General features: G+C 71.8%; 21 protein-coding genes. 9 read left to right on the top strand and 12 right to left on the bottom strand.

What is annotated here, in order from left to right; genetic code table 11:
* Nucleotides 1-46 precede the first annotated feature (46 nt).
* The 4 genes from OG538_RS22425 to OG538_RS22410 all read left to right on the top strand — a co-directional run bounded on the left by OG538_RS22425 (nt 47) and on the right by OG538_RS22410 (nt 2,232).
* Nucleotides 47-490 (top strand): hypothetical protein, encoded by a 444-nt coding sequence (locus tag OG538_RS22425; RefSeq protein WP_406096288.1) that lies wholly within the window; start codon nt 47-49, stop codon nt 488-490.
* Nucleotides 487-1,263: a transcriptional regulator gene (locus tag OG538_RS22420; protein WP_406096286.1), complete on the top strand. Its 777-nt coding sequence runs from the start codon at nt 487-489 to the stop codon at nt 1,261-1,263. The genes OG538_RS22425 and OG538_RS22420 overlap by 4 nt, the downstream gene beginning before the upstream one ends.
* A gap of 38 nt (nt 1,264-1,301) precedes the next feature.
* Nucleotides 1,302-1,772: a roadblock/LC7 domain-containing protein gene (locus OG538_RS22415; protein ID WP_406096284.1), complete on the top strand. Its 471-nt coding sequence runs from the start codon at nt 1,302-1,304 to the stop codon at nt 1,770-1,772.
* An 85-nt stretch (nt 1,773-1,857) separates the two neighbouring features.
* Nucleotides 1,858-2,232, top strand: coding sequence for a hypothetical protein (locus tag OG538_RS22410; RefSeq protein ID WP_406096282.1), 375 nt, complete (start codon nt 1,858-1,860; stop codon nt 2,230-2,232).
* Between the two features lie 201 nt (nt 2,233-2,433).
* Here the strand turns inward: OG538_RS22410 and OG538_RS22405 are convergent, their stop codons facing one another.
* The 3 genes from OG538_RS22405 to OG538_RS22395 form a co-directional block, all read right to left on the bottom strand.
* On the bottom strand, nt 2,434-3,291 hold the full coding sequence (locus OG538_RS22405; RefSeq protein WP_406096280.1) for a MurR/RpiR family transcriptional regulator: 858 nt from the start codon (nt 3,289-3,291) through the stop codon (nt 2,434-2,436).
* Between the two features lie 325 nt (nt 3,292-3,616).
* Complete coding sequence (locus OG538_RS22400; RefSeq protein ID WP_406096278.1) at nt 3,617-4,297, bottom strand: hypothetical protein; 681 nt, start codon at nt 4,295-4,297, stop codon at nt 3,617-3,619.
* Nucleotides 4,290-4,808 carry a SigE family RNA polymerase sigma factor gene (locus OG538_RS22395; protein WP_406096276.1) on the bottom strand — a complete coding sequence of 173 codons (519 nt, stop codon included), beginning with the start codon at nt 4,806-4,808 and terminating at the stop codon, nt 4,290-4,292. Before OG538_RS22395 ends, OG538_RS22400 begins: the two co-directional genes overlap by 8 nt.
* A 184-nt stretch (nt 4,809-4,992) precedes the next feature.
* Between OG538_RS22395 and OG538_RS22390 the strand changes: the two genes are divergently transcribed.
* Nucleotides 4,993-5,421, top strand: a complete 429-nt coding sequence (locus OG538_RS22390) for a hypothetical protein (protein ID WP_406096274.1) — start codon at nt 4,993-4,995, stop codon at nt 5,419-5,421.
* A gap of 29 nt (nt 5,422-5,450) precedes the next feature.
* On the opposite strand, the gene OG538_RS22385 is transcribed toward OG538_RS22390, so the two are convergent.
* A complete protein-coding gene (locus tag OG538_RS22385) occupies nt 5,451-6,212 on the bottom strand; it encodes an SDR family oxidoreductase (protein ID WP_406096272.1) in 762 nt (253 codons plus the stop codon).
* A gap of 148 nt (nt 6,213-6,360) precedes the next feature.
* Between OG538_RS22385 and OG538_RS22380 the strand changes: the two genes are divergently transcribed.
* The gene (locus tag OG538_RS22380) at nt 6,361-7,230 is read left to right on the top strand and encodes a helix-turn-helix transcriptional regulator (RefSeq protein WP_406096270.1); all 870 of its coding nucleotides are present in this window, start codon (nt 6,361-6,363) and stop codon (nt 7,228-7,230) included.
* Between the two features lie 288 nt (nt 7,231-7,518).
* On the opposite strand, the gene OG538_RS22375 is transcribed toward OG538_RS22380, so the two are convergent.
* Entirely contained in the window at nt 7,519-8,931 is a 1,413-nt protein-coding gene (locus OG538_RS22375; protein ID WP_406096268.1) for a cystathionine beta-synthase, read from the bottom strand.
* A gap of 177 nt (nt 8,932-9,108) precedes the next feature.
* Here OG538_RS22375 and OG538_RS22370 point away from each other — a divergent pair, with 177 nt between their 5' ends.
* From OG538_RS22370 to OG538_RS22360, 3 genes are all read left to right on the top strand, one after another.
* The gene (locus tag OG538_RS22370; protein WP_406100255.1) at nt 9,109-10,164 is read left to right on the top strand and encodes an SGNH/GDSL hydrolase family protein; all 1,056 of its coding nucleotides are present in this window, start codon (nt 9,109-9,111) and stop codon (nt 10,162-10,164) included.
* Nucleotides 10,165-10,362: 198 nt separating this feature from the next.
* Nucleotides 10,363-11,583, top strand: a complete 1,221-nt coding sequence (locus tag OG538_RS22365; protein WP_406096266.1) for an acetyl-CoA C-acetyltransferase — start codon at nt 10,363-10,365, stop codon at nt 11,581-11,583.
* Nucleotides 11,584-12,241: 658 nt separating this feature from the next.
* Nucleotides 12,242-13,111: a hypothetical protein gene (locus OG538_RS22360; RefSeq protein ID WP_406096264.1), complete on the top strand. Its 870-nt coding sequence runs from the start codon at nt 12,242-12,244 to the stop codon at nt 13,109-13,111.
* A 119-nt stretch (nt 13,112-13,230) separates the two neighbouring features.
* Here OG538_RS22360 and OG538_RS22355 read toward each other — a convergent pair whose 3' ends face one another.
* The 7 genes from OG538_RS22355 to OG538_RS22325 all read right to left on the bottom strand — a co-directional run bounded on the left by OG538_RS22355 (nt 13,231) and on the right by OG538_RS22325 (nt 17,724).
* Nucleotides 13,231-13,548 (bottom strand): hypothetical protein, encoded by a 318-nt coding sequence (locus OG538_RS22355; protein WP_406096262.1) that lies wholly within the window; start codon nt 13,546-13,548, stop codon nt 13,231-13,233.
* 325 nt (nt 13,549-13,873) lie between these two features.
* Nucleotides 13,874-14,761 carry a Bax inhibitor-1/YccA family protein gene (locus tag OG538_RS22350; RefSeq protein WP_406096260.1) on the bottom strand — a complete coding sequence of 296 codons (888 nt, stop codon included), beginning with the start codon at nt 14,759-14,761 and terminating at the stop codon, nt 13,874-13,876.
* A 250-nt stretch (nt 14,762-15,011) separates the two neighbouring features.
* Nucleotides 15,012-15,608, bottom strand: a complete 597-nt coding sequence (locus OG538_RS22345; RefSeq protein ID WP_406096258.1) for a DinB family protein — start codon at nt 15,606-15,608, stop codon at nt 15,012-15,014.
* Between the two features lie 144 nt (nt 15,609-15,752).
* Nucleotides 15,753-16,139, bottom strand: a complete 387-nt coding sequence (locus OG538_RS22340; protein ID WP_406096256.1) for a DUF4259 domain-containing protein — start codon at nt 16,137-16,139, stop codon at nt 15,753-15,755.
* Between the two features lie 78 nt (nt 16,140-16,217).
* A complete protein-coding gene (locus OG538_RS22335) occupies nt 16,218-16,631 on the bottom strand; it encodes a DUF3592 domain-containing protein (protein WP_406096254.1) in 414 nt (137 codons plus the stop codon).
* A gap of 10 nt (nt 16,632-16,641) precedes the next feature.
* Nucleotides 16,642-17,097, bottom strand: coding sequence for a hypothetical protein (locus OG538_RS22330; RefSeq protein ID WP_406096252.1), 456 nt, complete (start codon nt 17,095-17,097; stop codon nt 16,642-16,644).
* A gap of 36 nt (nt 17,098-17,133) precedes the next feature.
* Complete coding sequence (locus tag OG538_RS22325) at nt 17,134-17,724, bottom strand: hypothetical protein (protein WP_406096250.1); 591 nt, start codon at nt 17,722-17,724, stop codon at nt 17,134-17,136.
* Between the last annotated feature and the right edge of the window lie 24 nt (nt 17,725-17,748).

Genomic DNA, 17,748 nt, shown 5'->3' with positions numbered 1-17,748 from the left:
GTAACCTCGGGGTCACAGCCGCACGCAGCGTCGGAGAGGAGTCCGCGTGCCCGGAATCGACGAGTGCCTGCTCGACGTCATGAGACTGCCCGGCGCCCGTGGCGCCGCTGTGGTCGACTGGACGAGCGGTCTCGCTCTCGGCACCATCGGTGACTCGCCCAACGGCGATCACGAGGCCACCGCCGCGGAGACGGCGGAAGTGGCACGGATGGCGGCCGAACAGCCCGCCTTCGCGGCCGGCTTACCAGAGGCGTCGGCCGGCTTACCGGAGGCGTCGGCCGACGCGTCCGGCAAGGGAGGTACGGGGAGCCCGCCACCGGTCGAGGACGTCATCGTCACCACCCGCGCCGGCTACCACATTCTCCGGTTCGTCGAGACCGACTTCGACAGCAGCGTCTTCCTCCACCTGTGGCTGGACCGCGCGGAGGGCAATCTGGCCCTCGCCCGGATACGGCTGGGCGAGATGGCCGAGCGGCTGGTCCTCGCATGAGGGCCACCGCCCCCACGGCCGCAGTCCTCTCGCCCATGCTCCAGCGTCTCGCCGCCGAACGGGCCACCGGCGCCCTGATGCGCGACCGCGGCACCCTCTACCTGGCCGACGGCAAGGTGGTGCACGCGGAGAGCCCGGCCACCCCGGGCATCGACGTCCTGCTCACCCGGGGCGGCTCCCTGCACCGCGAGGGCTGGTGGGACGCGGTCGCCCAGGCGGGTGCCGGGCAACGGGTCGGCCGCTACCTCGTGGACAGCGGCAAGGTGCCGGGCGGCGCCCTGGAGCTGTGCCACCTCGGAGCGCTGTACGACGCGGCGTTCTTCGCCCTCGCCCCGACCCGGACGCCGGCCCGCTTCCGTTACGGCGTCGCCCACTGGATCGGCCCCGTCCGCCCCGTTCCCGTGGACGCCGTGCAGCGCGAGACGCTCCGGCGCCGGGAACTGCTGGACCGGATCTGGCCGGAGGCGGTGACCGACAGCGCCGCCCTCGTGGCCACCGGCCGTCCGGCCGACTCCCCCGTGCCGCCGCGACAGCGCCGCGTACTGGAGCGCGTGGACGGGGTGCGTACGGCGACGGACATCGCGCAGGAGCTGGGCAGGTCGGCGTTCCACACCCTGGTCGACCTGCGGCGGCTGGCGGCCGCCGGACTGGTCGCGGCGGTGCGGGAGAAGTCGGACCCGTCCACCGCCGGCCGGATCGCGCTCCCCGAGGTCACGGCCGACCCCGACGTCGCCCTGCTGCGCCGGCTCCGAGACGCATTGGAGGCCCTGTGATACGCGCGCTCAGACAGCGTGCCGGGAGGAGACAGCTGATGGTGCCCGAGGCCGAAGTGCAGGATGTCCTGGCCGAGCTCCAGCGGTTACGCGCCCGCGTTCCGCTCCTCTCCGGCGCCCTCGCGGCCAGCACCGACGGCCTGGTCCTGGCCCATGACACCCCGGGGGTGGAGGCGGAGGGCGTGGCAGCGCTGACCGCCGCCGCGCTCGGCGTCTCGATCCGGATGACGGACGCGACGGCCCGGGGCGGCTTCCGCGAACTCCTCGTACGCGGCGAGACGGGCTACATCGCGACGTACGCGGCCGGCTCCTCAGCCGTGCTGACCCTGCTCGCCGAGGACCGGATCAACGTCGGCCGGCTCCATCTGGAGGGCCGCAGGTCGGGCTCCCGGATCGGCGAGCTCGTCGACGCCGCTCTGGAGCGCGCCCCGCAGCCCGCACCGGGCCACCGTGCCCCGGTGCCCCGCAACCCGCAGCAGCCCGGCCCCCTGCCGCACCGCTCGACGTGACCCCGCACGACCCCCCGCACAAGTCCGGCATGCCCAAAAACGGAACCGGTCGCCCCGACCGGTCAGGGAAAGGAAACGAGCACTCATGGCGAACACCGAAGCGTCACTGAAGGAAGCGATGTCGTCCATCGAGGGCACCACCGGTGTCGCCCTCGTCGACTACACGAGCGGCATGGCGCTGGGCACCCTCGGCGGCGGCAAGGACTTCAATCTGGAGGTCGCCGCCGCGGGCAACACCGACGTCGTACGCGCGAAGCTCCGCACCATGGAACACCTCGGCATCCAGGACGAGATCGAGGACATCCTGATCACCCTGGGCAGCCAGTACCACCTGATCCGGCTGCTCAAGACCCGCGGGAACAACGGCCTGTTCCTCTACCTGGTCCTCGACGCCGGCCGAGCCAACCTGGCCATGGCCCGCCACCAGCTGAAGAAGATCGAGGCCGACCTGGAGATCTGAAACCCCCTGGCCTGCGGAGCCCCGCGCCCGACCGGGCGCGGGGCTCCCGCCCTCAGTCGCCGGACGGGCCCCTGTGCGGGTCCCCCGCGCAGCGATCCCGGACCCCATCATCGGTGCAGGCGCACCCCCGAGGAGCGACCCACACCACTCAAGCCCGTCCGGCGCTCGGGAACGGAACCCCGCACCAAGGAGAGCGGCGGCTCACTCGACGAAGAGGCCCCGCGCCGCCGCCCGTGCGTCGAACTCCTCCAGCCTCGCCTGCGCTTCGGGCAGGTCGTCGCACATGGCCTCCAGCAGCACCCGCCCCAACAGCATCGGCGCGCAGGCGGTGTCGAAGGCGAGCCCCGTTCCGACGGCGGCGGGGATCAGCAGATCGCTGTGCGCGGCCACCGGCGCGAAGGCGGAGTCCGCGACCGACACCACGGCCAGCCCTTGGTCCCGCGCATAGGCCAGGGCGTCCACTACCTCGCGGGGGTGGCGCGGCAGCGCGAAGCAGATCAGCGCGCTCGCACCGGCCCGCCGGGCCGCGTCGATCCGGTCGTGCAACATGCTGCCGCTCTCGTCGAGCACCCGGACGTCGGGATGCACCTTGGCGGCGAAGTACCCGAAGCCCCGGGCCTGCGAGGAGGCGGCGCGCAACCCGAGCACGAGCAGGGGCCGGGAGGCGGCGAGCAGCCGGCCGGCCCGCTCGACCGGTCCCGGGTCGGCAAGCAGTTCGGCCAGGTGGCGCAGATTCTCGATCTCGCCGAGCACCGCCTGCTGGTACTCGTTGTACCGGTCCTCCCCGCCGTCCTCACCTCCTTCCTCACCGGGCCCGGCCGCGGCGACCTCGCGCAGGTACTTGCGCAGCGCGGGATAGCCGTCGAAGCCGAGTGCGACGGCGAACCGGGTGACGGAGGGCTGACTGACCCCGGCCAGTTCGGCCAGTTCGACGCTGGAGAGGAACGGGGCGTCGCCGGCCCTGCGCACCATCGAATGTGCGATGCGCCGCTGCGTGGGCGTGAGTCTGCGCCCCTCGAACAGCTGCTGCACACGCGCGGCCGGGCTGCTCCCGCTCATCGTGTCCCCTCGGTAGGTCCGTCGCACCGGCATCCGGCGCCGGCGAATCCATTCAGCCAGCAAGCCGTCTGCATGTCCATATGCACAGGCTCCTTGCGCTCCCGGGTCTTCCGTCGGGACCAGGCCGGTTCGAGCTCCGCACCATCCGGCCCGGACAGCCCTCAGCAGGGCAGGCAGGCCCGCGCGGCCGGCACCGCGAGGGTCTTGCGCAGCCCGTCCCGGAACGCCTCGTCGAGCCCGGCCGTGAGCCCTCGTCGATGGCGCTCGCCGTCGAGGTGCGGACGTCGAGCAGTTCACGGCCCCGCGGGCGGCCGGTGTCACCCGCTCACCCGGCGTCCTCACCGTCCAGGACCTCGATGACCGACACCCAGGAGTTCCAGTCCTGAACGGTGACCCGCATGGTGCGGCCGTTCTTCGCCGTGCCGGACCAGACACTGCTCCCCTCGTCCGCCTCCTCCGCGGTCGGCTGCCCGGCCCTCAGTCCGCACGCCTTCAGCGCGGAGCGCAGATCCGTCAGCTGCTCGCGGGCCGTCGCCGTGTCGTCGTACTCGACGACACGGTGCTGGGCCAGGGCCCCGCCCTTGCCCCGGTACTGCAGGCTGTACCGCGTCTGATCGGGCTCGTCCGCCATGACGAGCGAGGCGGGGCAGGCTTCGTCGAGCCCGATCCGGGGCAGCGGGCCGCCCGGCGCTCCGGTGTCCGAGGCGAGTCCCCCGTTCGCCTTCCAGTGCCACCGCTCGTATCCGGGCAGTTCGTCCGCCGGCCGCATCTGGATCACCCCGTCGCTCCGGAAGGGGTTGACCGTCGCGGTGGCGACAGCCCCCCGGTCCGGCTCCCGCGCATCGGACGGCAGTACCGCCCAGACCCCGGCCGCCACCAGCACCGCCATGCCGCCCGCACCGGCCGCCCGGCGGCGGTTCCGCCGCCGCTGCCCCTTCGCGCGGATCTCCTCGGCCGCCGGCAACCGCACCGCGACGGCGTCCAGCAGTTCCTCGACCTCAGCCATGACTGACGCTCCCCTCCCGCTCGCATCCGAGCGTGGTGTCGGCGAGCCGCTCGCCGAGAATCCTGCGGGCCCGGTGGAGCCGGGTCCGTACCGCACCGCACGACACTCCCGTCTCCCGCGCCACCTCCTCCACCGGCAGGTCCAGCAGATGGTGCAGGACCACCACCTGACGCTGGTCACTGGTCAGCTCCGCCAGCGCGCCGACCAGTGCCACCCGGTCCTCCGAAAGGCCCGGCACATCGGCGGGCACACCGTGCCGGAAGTGCGCCCGCAGCCTGGTGCGGGTCCTGCGCCAGGTACTGATCGCCAGCCGTACGGCCACGGTCCGCACCCAGGGCAGCGGGTCACCGCCGTCGGCGACCTTGTCCCACCGCTGCCACGCCCGTACGTATGCCTCCTGCACGGCGTCCTCCGCCTCCCCCAGGTCGCCCGTCATCGCGTAGACCGTGGCCACCAGACGCCTGGCGGTCGCCGCGTAGAACGCGTCGAACTCGTCCGATCCTGCTGTCATGGCCCCCCATCCGTTCCTCACGTGCCCCGAGAACTGCTTCTGTCCAGGTACACGCTCCGGCGGGGCCGGATGTTACGGACGACTTTGCCCAGGCGGCGTGTCGCGCCCTCCTCCGCGCTCACCCCCGAGAAACAGGGGGGTTAGCCCCACTGACCCGGCCACCCCGGCTTCGTACCGTGGAACCATGGACGCACCCGACACCGAGCTCGAGAAGGAGCTCAAGGCCACCCTGCAGGCCCGCAGCGAGCTGGGGGCCGAGTACGAGTCCGCGCTCGTCGAGTCGTTTCTGGACAAGGTCGAACAGCGGCTCGACGGCACGCTCGACCGCCGGGTCCGGCGCCATCTCGCGCAGCAGCAGATCAACGTCGCGCGGGGGGCGCGCGCTCCGGAGCCGCCGCTGGGGCACTTCGGGGAGCGCTTCGGGTTCGGGATCATCTCGCTGGTCCTGGCGATCCCGCTGTCCGCCATCGGTGTCGCGAACGCGGGGATCGAGGGGCTCGTCGTGGCCTGGCTCGGCATCGTCGGCGTCAACGTCGTCCAGGCCGCACACGGCAGGCGGCTGTTCGGGCGCCGGGAGAACGAGCCGCGGAAGACGTCCGACTGGGAGGACTGAGCCAACGGCCGGCTCGGGCCGGCGGCGCCTCAGGCCTGACGGGTCGGCAGCACGACCACCTGGCGCAGGTTGATGTGACGTGCGCGGCTGGTCGTGTACGCGATCAGGTCGGCGATCTCGTCACTGGAGAGCCCGCCGAGAGCGTCGAACATGCCGTCCAGTTGACCGCTGAGCTCCGCGTTGTCGACGTGGCCGGCCAGTTCGGAATCGGTGAGGCCGGGCTCGATGTTCGTGACGCGGACGTCGCGCGGGCCGAGTTCGGTGCGCAGCGAGGCCGAGAGATAGGTGAGGGCGGCCTTCGTGGCGCCGTACACGGCGTAGTTGGGGAACGTGATGTGCGCGCCGATCGACGAGATGTTGACCAGGTCGGCGGTGCGGCCCCCGGCGGCGGCCGCCACCAGGTCGGCCGTGAAGGCCCGGATGATGCGCAGAGCGCCCGTCACATTGGTGTCGAGCATCCGCTGCCACTCGTCGGCGCGGCCCGCATCGACCGGGTTCGGCAGCATCACACCGGCCGCGTTGACCACCAGGTCCACCGGGCCGAACTCCGCGTGCACCCGCTCCGCGGCGGCGTCCACGGACGCCTGCTCGGTGACGTCGGCGGCCACGGCGAGCGCCCGGCCGCCGTCGGCGGTGATCTTCCCGGCGAGCTCCTCCAGCCGCTCCGCGCGGCGGGCCAGCAGCGCCACCCGGACTCCCTGGGCGGCGAGCAGCCGGGCGGTCGCGTTCCCCATGCCGCTGGCGGCTCCGGTGATGACGGCGGTGCGGCCTGCGAGCGTTGCGTACGACATGTCCGTACTCCCTGATGTGGTGCCGCCGGGCGTTTCCCCGGGCTGTGGCCCCACTCTGTGACAGGGCGCGCCCGCTACCCAGGGATGCGTCTTTCCTGGGTCCGGCAGTACCAGGCTGGGCGACAGCCGGTCTTCTACGATCGGCAGCATGGACGGCGACCTCGGAGACTTCCTCCGCTCACGACGTGCCCGCATCCAGCCCGAGGACGTGGGGCTGAACTCCTACGGCCGCAGGCGCGTCCCCGGGCTCCGGCGCGAGGAGGTCGCTCAGCTCGCCGGGGTCAGCGTCGACTACTACATCCGGCTGGAACAGGGGCGCGGCCCCAGCGTCTCGGACGCCGTGCTCGACGCGATAGCCCGGGTGCTCCGGCTGGACGGGACGGAGCACGCCTATCTGCGCACGGTGGCCCGCCCGGCGCCGCGCAAGACCACTCCGCCCGCCGCGCAGCGGGTACGGCCGGGGCTGCGGCTGCTCCTGGACACGTTCGACCGTGCGCCCGCCTTCCTGCTGGGGCGCCGGATGGACGTACTGGCGTGGAACGCGCTGGGCGACGCGGTCGTCGGCTTCTCCCGGATGGCCGCCACTGAGCGCAACATGCCGCGCCAGACGTTCCTGGAGCCGGCGGCGCGGGAGCTGTACCCGGACTGGCCGGCCGTGGCGGCGGAGACGGTCGCGTATCTGCGACTGGACGCGGGCCTCCACCCCGACGACAAGCAGCTCGCCACCCTGGTCGGTGAACTGTCCATGAAGAGCGAGGACTTCCGCCGGCTGTGGGCGGACCACCAGGTGAAGGCGAAGACGTTCGGCGTGAAGCGGATCGACCACCCGCTCGTGGGCGGCCTGACGCTGCCGTACGAGACGCTCGGCGTGCCCGGCGACCCCGATCAGTCCCTGGTGGTCTACACCCCGGAGCCCGGTTCGGAGACGGCGGAGCGCATCGCCCTGCTGGCGAGCTGGGCGGCCGCTCCGCGGGCGCAGGACGAGGACGGGGAGGGGGTGCGCGGTCTCCGCGCATAGATGTGTCGCGGGGACCGCCGCACCCCCGGTTTCCCAGGGGGCGGGACGACGGCGGTCCCCGCGAAGGACGCGATCCGGGTCAGGGCCGATCTCGCATCCGGGCGACGGTGGAGGTCCGGGAGCCGCTCCGTAGTCCGTGTCGCCGTATCGGTGCCGGCGGGTTTCCCTGCCGACACCCACCAATCTGCCCGAGCCGTGTTAAGCCGGTGCTGCGGCCACGTGTCGCGCTCGTACCGTTTTCGCGAAGGGCGCGTTCCTGCCTGCCGGAACGCGCCCACCGCGCCCGGCCTACGGCTTGGCGGGAGCGGCCGTCGCGTCCTTGGCGAGGAACGCCAGCAGGTCCTGCCGGCTGACGACGCCCTTCGGCTTGCCCTCCACCAGCACGATCGCCGCGTCCGCCGCGCCCGTACCGCCGAGCACCGCCATCAGGTCCTCGACCGGCTCGCCGGAGCCGACCTGCGGCAGGGGCGGCGACATGTGCTTCTCCAGCGGGTCGGTGAGCGAGGCCTGCTGGGCGAAGAGCGCGTTCAGCAGTTCCCGTTCGACGACCGAGCCGATGACCTCGGCGGCCATCACGTCCGGGTGGCCGGCGCCGGGCTTCACGATGGGCATCTGCGAGACGCCGTACTCGCGCAGCACGTCGATCGCCTCGCCGACGGTCTCCTCCGGGTGCATGTGGACGAGCGTCGGGATCGGGCCCGCCTTGTAGTCGAGGACGTCGGCGACGCGGGCGGACGGGCCGGTGCCCTCCAGGAAGCCGTAGTCGGCCATCCACTCGTCGTTGAAGATCTTGCTCAGGTAGCCGCGGCCGCTGTCGGGCAGCAGGACGACGACCACGTCGTCGGGCCCGAGCCGCTTCGCGACCTCCAGGGCACCGACGACCGCCATGCCGCAGGAGCCGCCGACCAGCAGCCCCTCCTCCTTGGCGAGGCGGCGGGTCATCTGGAAGGAGTCCTTGTCGGACACGGCGACGATCTCGTCGGTGACCGTGCGGTCGTACGCCGACGGCCAGAAGTCCTCGCCGACGCCCTCGACCAGATACGGCCGCCCGGAACCGCCGGAGTAGACCGAGCCCTCCGGGTCCGCGCCGACGACCTGGACGGCGCCGCCGCTCGCTTCCTTCAGGTAGCGGCCGGTGCCGCTGATCGTGCCGCCGGTACCGACCCCCGCCACGAAGTGGGTGATCTTCCCGTCCGTCTGCTCCCACAGCTCGGGACCGGTGGTCTCGTAGTGGGAGCGCGGGTTGTTCGGGTTCGAGTACTGATCGGGCTTCCAGGCCCCCGGCGTCTCACGGACCAGCCGGTCCGAGACGTTGTAGTACGAGTCCGGGTGCTCGGGGTCGACCGCCGTCGGGCAGACGACGACCTCGGCACCGTAGGCGCGCAGCACATTGATCTTGTCCGTGGACACCTTGTCCGGGCAGACGAAGATGCACTTGTAGCCCTTCTGCTGCGCGACGATCGCGAGGCCCACGCCCGTGTTGCCGCTCGTCGGTTCGACGATCGTGCCTCCGGGCTGGAGCTCGCCGCTCTGTTCGGCGGCCTCGATCATGCGCAGGGCGATGCGGTCCTTGACCGATCCGCCGGGGTTGAAGTACTCGACCTTGGCCAGGACCGTCGCCTGGATGCCGGCCGTCACACTGCGCAGCCTCACCAGCGGGGTATTGCCTACGAGACTGATCATCGAATCGTGGAATTGCACCGTGTACTCCGGGGTCTCCGAGATGGTGCCGCAAGAGTATGCGTACGGGCACGAGATTGGGCGAAGCGATTGAACGACGGTCACTTGGGGGCAGTTAGCTGTGTGTACGGCGGTACGACGGCGAGGGTGAGGCCGTAAGGCGACGAGGAGGTGGACCGGACTGTGTCGAGGGCAAGGGTGGCACGGCGGATCGCGGCGGGCGCGGCCTATGGCGGTGGCAGCATCGGGCTGCTGGGCGCGGCGGCGGTAGGCGTCCTGCTGACGGAGGTCCAGCTGGCGAAGCGGCAGGTGGGGGGCGGTACCGCGCCGGTCCCGCCGAGTGCGGACGGGCGGTACGGGGTGGCGTTCACCGGCCCTGCGGACCCGCTGCGGTTCGGGCTGCTCGGGGACTCCACAGCGGCCGGCCAGGGGGTGCGCCGGGCCGGGCAGACCCCGGGGGCGCTGCTCGCCTCGGGGCTCGCGGCCGTGTCGGAGCGGCCGGTGGACCTGCGCAACGTCGCGCAGCCGGGTGCCCGGTCGGACGACCTGGAGCGACAGGTCTCGCTGCTGCTCGCGGACCCGTCCCGGGTGCCGGACGTCTGCGTGATCATGATCGGCGCCAATGACGTGACGCACCGGATGCCCGCCACCCAGTCCGTGCGATGTCTGACGACGGCGGTGCGCAGGCTGCGTACGGCCGGGGCCGAGGTCGTCGTGGGGACCTGCCCGGACCTGGGCACGATCGAGCCGGTCTACCAGCCGCTGCGCTGGCTGGCCCGCCGGGTGAGCCGGCAGCTGGCGGCCGCGCAGACGATCGGTTCGGTGGAGCAGGGCGGACGCACGGTGTCGCTGGGTGACCTGCTGGGCCCCGAGTTCGAGGCGAATCCCCGCGAGCTGTTCGGTCCGGACAACTACCACCCGTCGGCGGAGGGCTACGCGACGGCGGCGATGGCGCTCCTGCCGACGCTCTGCGCGGTGCTCGGCCTGTGGCCGGAGAGCGATCGTCTGGACGGGGCCCGGCGCGAGGACATGCTGCCGGTGGCCAAGGCGGCCTCCCAGGCGGCCAGGGAGGCCGGTACGGAGGTCACCGGGGCCCGGGCGCCCTGGGCGCTCCTCAAGCACCGCAGGCGGCGGCGCCTGCCCGCGGCCACGGAGCCGCACCCGCACCCGGAGATGCACGGCGAGACGGGCGGCTCGACGCGCGTGGAGCGGCGGCCGGGCACCGATACGGGCACCTCGGCGAGGCCCGTCTGAGGGTGTGCTGTGCGGGTTCCGCGACGGTGAGGACGCGAACGGCGGCGGCGGAAACGCGACGCCGCCGTTCGCGGACTGAGCGGTTGCTTAGAAAAGAGGCCCGCATCACACGCCCCGTCGGGTGACCTCGGAGGTACGTCCGGGTAACTTCCAGAGCAGTTCTGCCAGACAGCCTTCCAGCCCTCATGGAGCCGCGTGATGCCCGAAGCCGTGATCGTCTCTGCTGCCCGTTCGCCCATCGGCCGGGCCTTCAAGGGTTCGCTGAAGGACCTGCGCGCGGACGACCTGACCGCCACGATCATCCAGACCGCCCTTGCCAAGGTCCCCGAGCTGGATCCGAAGGACATCGACGACCTGATGCTCGGCTGCGGCCTCCCCGGCGGCGAGCAGGGCAACAACCTGGGCCGCATCATCGCCGTACAGATGGGGATGGACCACCTTCCCGGCTGTACGGTCACGCGCTACTGCTCGTCCTCCCTGCAGACCAGCCGCATGGCGCTGCACGCCATCAAGGCCGGCGAGGGCGACGTCTTCATCTCCGCCGGTGTGGAGATGGTGTCCCGCTTCGCGAAGGGCAACTCCGACAGCTGGCCGGACACCCACAACCCGCTCTTCGCCGACGCCGAGGCCCGCACCGCGGCCCGCGCCGCGGAGTCCGGCGCGAGCTGGCACGACCCGCGCGAGGACGGCCTGGTCCCGGACGCGTACATCGCGATGGGGCAGACGGCGGAGAACCTGGCCCGGACCAAGGGCGTTACCCGCCAGGACATGGACGAGTTCGGTGTCCGGTCGCAGAACCTCGCCGAGGAAGCCCTGAAGAACGGCTTCTGGGAGCGCGAGATCACCCCGGTGACGACCCCGGACGGCACGGTGGTCTCCAAGGACGACGGCCCGCGTGCGGGCGTCACGCTGGAGGGCGTGCAGGGCCTGAAGCCGGTCTTCCGCCCCGACGGTCTGGTCACCGCGGCCAACTGCTGCCCGCTCAACGACGGTGCCGCCGCCCTCGTGATCATGTCCGACACGAAGGCGCGCGAGCTGGGCCTGACCCCGCTGGCGCGGATCGTCTCCACCGGCGTCTCCGGCCTCTCCCCCGAGATCATGGGATACGGACCGGTCGAGGCGAGCAAGCAGGCGCTGAAGCGGGCCGGTCTGACGATCGACGACATCGACCTGGCCGAGATCAACGAGGCGTTCGCCGCCCAGGTGATCCCTTCCTACCGCGACCTGGGCCTGCCGCTGGACAAGGTCAACGTCAACGGCGGCGCGATCGCCGTCGGCCACCCCTTCGGCATGACCGGCGCGCGGATCACCGGCACGCTGATCAACAGCCTGCAGTTCCACGACAAGCAGTTCGGTCTGGAGACCATGTGCGTGGGCGGCGGCCAGGGCATGGCGATGGTCATCGAGCGGCTGAGCTGAGCTGCAGCGGAGGGTAGGGGTCGCCCGAGGCACGAGGGCGGCACCTGCCCGCAGCGGAAGCGAAGCGAACGCGACCGAAGACGCGAGCGGCTGAGCTGAGCTGCAGCGGAGGGTAGGGGTCGCCCGAGGCACGAGGGCGGCACCTGCCCGCAGCGGAAGCGAAGCGAACGCGACCGAAGACGCGAGCGGCTGAGCTGAGCTGCAGCGGAGGGTAGGGGTCGCCCGAGGCACGAGGGCGGCACCTGCCCGCAGCGGAAGCGAAGCGAACGCGACCGAAGACGCGAGCGGCTGAGCTGGGCCGCACTGCTCAGCCGCTGCGGGGGCGGGTCGGGGTGGTCCGCCCGACTCCGCAACTCCCACTTTTTGATGACTCTCCGGATCCACCGGATCACCGGCCAACTGCGCCGGCCGGGCCCAGACCGCCTTCCGGGCGCTTCAGCCGGACCGCGTGGCCGGTTCCGAGCCCCGACCGTGACCGAATCTCCCCCAGGATGTGACCTATCTCCTGGGGGAGACTCATTCCCGCAGGTCACACCCGCATCAGGGTTAAACCCCAGGCCCAAAGACCTGTCCAATTCGTGACGTAATGCACTGACACATGGTGCCGGTACAGGACAAGCTGATGTAGGAAGTCGGGGGATCGATTGAAACCGGGAGTATGTCAGTGAGCGCCATGCCTCTTGCCCTGTTGCTGACCACCGCCGCTGCCACGGCCGTGGGCGCTGCCGCTCTGCACGCCGCTCACGGGCTGCGTCAGCAGGTAGCCGCCCTGCGGAGGGAGCTGGCCGACGGCCGCGCCCGCAGTGCCGCCGTACCCGCTCAGAGCCGAAACGAAGCCACCCCTGCCGCCGAGATACGCGCGGCGGTCGCCGAGGCGCTGGCCGAGGAGCGGGAGCGCGAGCTCGCCGAGGCCCGGGCCTTCTGGGCCACGCAGGAGGCGCGTGACGCAGCCGACGCCCCGTCGCTGCTGGGCGGTCTGGCCGGGCTGGGCGAGGACGCCCCGTTCTTCATGCCGCGCCAGAGCGACTTCGCCGGGCTCGAATCGATGGACCTCGACGCCACCGAGGCGTTCGAGGAACTGACGGAGCTGGCCGAGCTGACCGAGCTGGCCGACATGGCCGAGCTCCCGGAGACGGCCGAGTTCGCCGAGGACTCCCCCGAGCTGGCCGCGGCTCGCCGCCGCCACCCCTCGCACCCGGACTTCGTGCCGGTGCAGACGCCCGTCGTCACCGACCACGAGCGCACGGTGAACCGCCTCGAGGAGCTGGCCGACAGCCGGACGGAGCTCTCCGACGTGCGTCCCGGGCCGCTCGGCACGCTCGACGTGTACGTCTTCGCCGACGGCACCACGCTCTGCATGACTCCCGGTCACCGCGAGACGGCCGAGCAGCTGGCCGCGTCGCTGCGGGCCGGCGAGCACCCCGTGCTCCTGGGCGGCTCCGGCGTCTCCGGCGCGTACGCGCTGACGTTCTCGTGCGGCAAGGACAACGTCTACATACTGGCCGACCGCGTCATCGCGAGCTTCTAGCCCGCGGACCGGTCTCCGGCCCCACCCCCGGCACAGCGGCTCTCGCCGGCCGCTGCCCCAGGACTGCGTGCGCGATCGCCCCGGAGCGCACCACTCGGTCATGCGCCCGCGCGCACCGCTCAGGCGAACGCCCGCGCGGCCGCCTCTTCGACGAACTGCACGGCCTCGTCCAGCTCCACGGACGGGGCCATTTCCAGTGCCACGGCCAGATCCCGCCCCGCGACGGCGAGTTGGTCCCCGATGGCGAAGATCCCGGCGTCCGGCATGATCCTCGGCTCCCGGTCCGGCCTCTCGACGCGCTGGGCCCGGGCCGCGAGCTCCCGGGCCGCAGCCAGCCCCTCGGCTGCCGCTCCCCGTTGCAGCCTGCTCTGCGGGGCGGCGCGCAGCCGGTCGGCGAATCGGTCCACGGCTGAGATCAGGGGCGTCGTATCGAGCACCCCGCGACCCTACGCGCCCCTCCCGGATGGTTGCCAACGGGCCGATGTCCGGACACGGCGCCGGGAACGGCCGGCACGCGAACGAGGCGTCGGAGGTGCCAGTGCCGCGCGTTCTCCACGCAGAGACCCATCGCCACCTGCTCTCCGGAGTCCCTCACCGCACCGGTCGTGCGATCTCCGACCGGCTCCGCCCCCGTCTGCCCCGCCCCCGCCCAACGTTCCCCGTCCCCGTCTCCGTACAACGGAAACGGCCCGCAGCCTCCGTACTTCCGGAGCCTGCGGGCCGTTCCCGCTGTCAGATCGGCGTGGTGACGGGGCGTGGTGCCTAGTCGTCGCCGCTGAGGATGGAGAGGAGGCGCAGCATCTCCAGGTAGATCCACACCAGGGTCATGGTGAGGCCGAAGGCCGCCAGCCAGGACTCCTCGCGCGGAGCGCCGTACGCGATGCCGTCCTCGACCTGCTTGAAGTCCAGGGCCAGGAAGCACGCGCCGAGGATGATGCCGACGACGCCGAACAGGATGCCGAGGCCACCGCTGCGGAAGCCCAGGCCGTCACCGCCACCGAAGGCGGCGAACAGCAGGTTGACCACCATCAGGAGCATGAAGCCCATGGCGGCGGCCATCACGAAGCCGTAGAACCGGCGGGTGACACGGATCCAGCGCATCTTGTACGCGAGCAGCACACCGGCGAAGACACACATGGTGCCCAGCACGGCCTGCATCACGACGCCCGGTGAGATGTACGTGCTCACCGCGCTGGAGATCACCCCGAGGAACACGCCCTCGAAGGCCGCGTACGCGATGATCAGCGCGGGAACGGGCTTGCGCTTGAACGACTGGACCAGCGACAGCACGAAGGCGATCAGCGCGGCGCCGATCGCGATGCCGTACGACTTGCCCAGGTTGGCCTCGTCGACCGGCAGCAGGGCCCAGGCGAGCGCGGCGCCGAGCACGACCGTGCCCAGCGTCAGCGCCGTGCGGGTGACGACGTCGTCGATCGTCATCACACCGGAGCGCGCCGGCGCCTGCGGGGCGCCGGTCCGGGTGTCCTGCTGGGCGTAGGGGTTGGTGGCGTACGGGTTCGGGGCGGTGCCCTGCGCGTACGGGTTGGCACCCGCTGCGGGGGCCCCGGCCTGCGGTGACGCGTTGAAGCCCGCGTGACCGTTGTCGCGGCTGAAGCCCCGTCGCGAGAAGACCGGGTTGCTGCTCCTCATCTCACTCCTCCATGGCCACCCAGCGTGGCCTTGGAACAAGAGTAATGGGTAGGCAAAGCAATCTCCCTAGTGCCAGGGGAGGATCTTTCCGCGGCCGCCGCCCGGCGGGACCGGTGCTGCTCAGGGGTGATCCTCGGGGGTGATCCCGGCTCGCCGCGAGCCCCCCGCGCTCGGCCCGTCGCCCCAGGTGCGGCCCTGGTTGCGGCCTGAGACCCGGGGCACGCACCTTCCAGGAGCGACCGGGCGCCTGTCACCTCCCCGAGGCCTCCCGGGCCACCTTCTCCACCCTGGCCCGGTGGCCCTGCCACCATGCGGAGTCGCCGGGAGCCATGTGGTGGCCGCTCTCCCGCTGCCCGGTGGCGCCGTCGATCAACTCCCGGACCACGTCGGCGTGCCCGGCGTGACGCTGGGTCTCGGCGACCATGTGGACGAGGACCCGGTGGAGGCTGAGTTCCTTGCGCTCCGCCCCGGGGAGCAGCCCGGTCGCATCGAGGTCCAGCTCGTCGATCGTCGCGTCGGAGTGCGCCCACACCCGGCGGTAGTGCGCGATCGTCTCCTCGCGGGTCTCGTCGGCAGTCGCCCACAGATCCGCGTTCGGCTCCGCGTCACCGGCGATCCACAGCGCGGGCGCGTCCACGGGCCGGCCGAAGATCTCACCGAAATAGAAGGCCTCGGCTCCGGTGACGTGCTTGACGAGTCCCAGCAGATTGGTCCCGGTGGCGGTCAGGGGCCGCCGGATGTCGTACTCCGGCAACCCCTCCAGCTTCCACAGGAAGACGTCACGGGCGTCCTGCAGATAGACGTGCAGGTCCTTCTTGTGGTCGGTCTCCCGGCCGGTCGCAGTCATGAGGCCACTTTGCCGCGCGCCCGATCCGTGCCCAAGGGCATTTTTCCCGGGCCGGCCCGGCTGAAGACCATGTCCTACGGGGGTCCCGTGCCCGGCGAAGTCACCGGCACCCGCACGATCCGTGTCCGGCTCGGCCGGCAGCCCCTACCCCACCACCGCCGACGCGGCCGCCGCCGACGCCTCGGCCAGGCGCTCGAACGTCTCGTTGAGCACCGCCCTGCGTTCGTCCTTGTGCGCGCGGTCCGGCGCCAGACCGTCGATCGTCGCCTCCCACACTCCGAGGAACGTCTTCTGCCAGGACCGGATCACCTCGGCGGGCGGAAGGGTCACGCCCACCCAGCCCTGCCGGTCCAGGACCAGCAGCAGTTCCAGGTTGCAGGGGACCGTCACGCCCCCGTACTCGTCCGGTTCGAGCTCCACCGGATCACCGGCCATCGCGTCCGTCACCTCGGTCACCAACCGGTGGACCAGGTCGCCGAGATGATCCGCCGCCGTGTCGCTGTCGAAGTTGCCCGCGCCCCACGTGCCCACTGTCCGCCTCCGCGCTGTGTGTCGTCGCTTGCGTACGTCATCACAGCAGGGGCCACTGACAATCGGAGGGCCGGCCGGTCAGGAGAACAGGTTCTCCGGGAAGTCCGTGAGGAACATCAGCAGCACCAGCCCCATCAGCAGCAGGGAGACGGCCCCTTCGGCCAGCGCGGCGCGCGGGCTGCCCGCCAGGGTGGCCGTCCGGTGCGGGGCGGCGGGGTCGTAGCGGACCGTGACCCGTGCCCCTTCGGCGAAGCGCTTGTTGCTCCCGTCCTGGAACTCGACCCACTCCCCGCCCTGCGCGGTGAACGCGAAGACGTGCCAGGACCGCCGGTCGCCCGACGAGCCCGTCGCCGAGTCGCGCTCGTACACCCGGACGCACCGCGCCGGCGCCGTCACGCCCGAGCGGGCGCCGCGCAGCTGCTGGACGGTCCGGCCCAGGGATCTGAGCGCCACCAGCGCGACCACACCCGTGATGACGAGCGACGTGTCCATGGAGAACCTTCTAACCGTTGCGCAACCTGTCGGTGAGGAAGCCCACCGCACAGCCAACCACCAGGACCACCAGCTGCACCAGGAACGTGAGAACGGTGAGGTCGCTCCCCTGCGAGAAGAAGATCACCAGCTGCAGGGCGACGGCCGGGGTGAACGCCGCGATGAAGTGCCGTGCCCGCGACTCCCGTGACACCCCTTGGTGAACAGCCGCCGCGGCCCAGGTGCCCAGGGCGACGCAGGCCGCGGACGGCAGGTGGAGCAGCAGGACGGTGCGGACCGGTGAGTCCATGGTGGAGACGTCGTCGCCCGTGATGACGTCCCAGACGAGGATGGCGAGGGCCAGTTGCGTCGCCAGCATCACCACGATGCCCGCGGCCCAGGGCAGCATGAAGTCCAGCAGCCGTGGCCGTTCGTGGCCGGGCGCGGGGGCGGGAGCGTACCCGCGGTGTGCGTCGTATCGGGACATGGGGCTGCCTCTTCGTCGTCGCCCGGTGTTCGGGCGCTACTTCACCTGGATGCTGTCGACGATCTTCGTCCGGTCCGTTTCGCTGAGCTTGCCCTCCTGGGCGTCGATGCGGACGGAGTAGATCTTTCCGTCGGAGTCGACGCCCGTGATGACCACGCCGTCGACCGTCGCGCCCTTCGGGGGCGACTGCGGGACCCCCGTACCGGTGTAGGTGAAGTCGATGCGCCTGGCACCCTTCGCACCCTTGATGTCCGCGTTCTTCGTGCTCTTGACCTCGGTGGTCGCCATGAGGAGTGCCCTGCCCACCGAGGCGGCGTCGTCCCCGGTCGAGGCGTCGGCGAAGCCGCTCTGGATCGACACCTTCACCGTCGGCCGGCCGCCCTCGGTCCGCAGGGCCGCGGCGTCGTTGAGCTTGCCGCGCTCCGCCTTGCCCTGCTCGGCGAGGCCGGCCGGGTAGGCGAGGGACACGGTCGGTCCGGCGAGCTTCTTCCACCCGCTCGGCACGGCGGGGGCGGCCGTGTCCGAGCCCTCCTCGCCACCGCACGCACCGAGCATCAGGCCGGTGGTCAGGACAGCGGTGGTGACGGCGACGGCCCGCACGGTCCGCCGAACGGAAAGCTTCGTCATGATCACGTCTCCTTGTACCTGTGG

This window comes from Streptomyces sp. NBC_01013 (assembly GCF_045162765.1).
Classification (GTDB): domain Bacteria; phylum Actinomycetota; class Actinomycetes; order Streptomycetales; family Streptomycetaceae; genus Streptomyces.
Note: the sequence above shows the minus strand (reverse complement) of the source record. Positions and strands in the feature narration are given on the sequence as shown.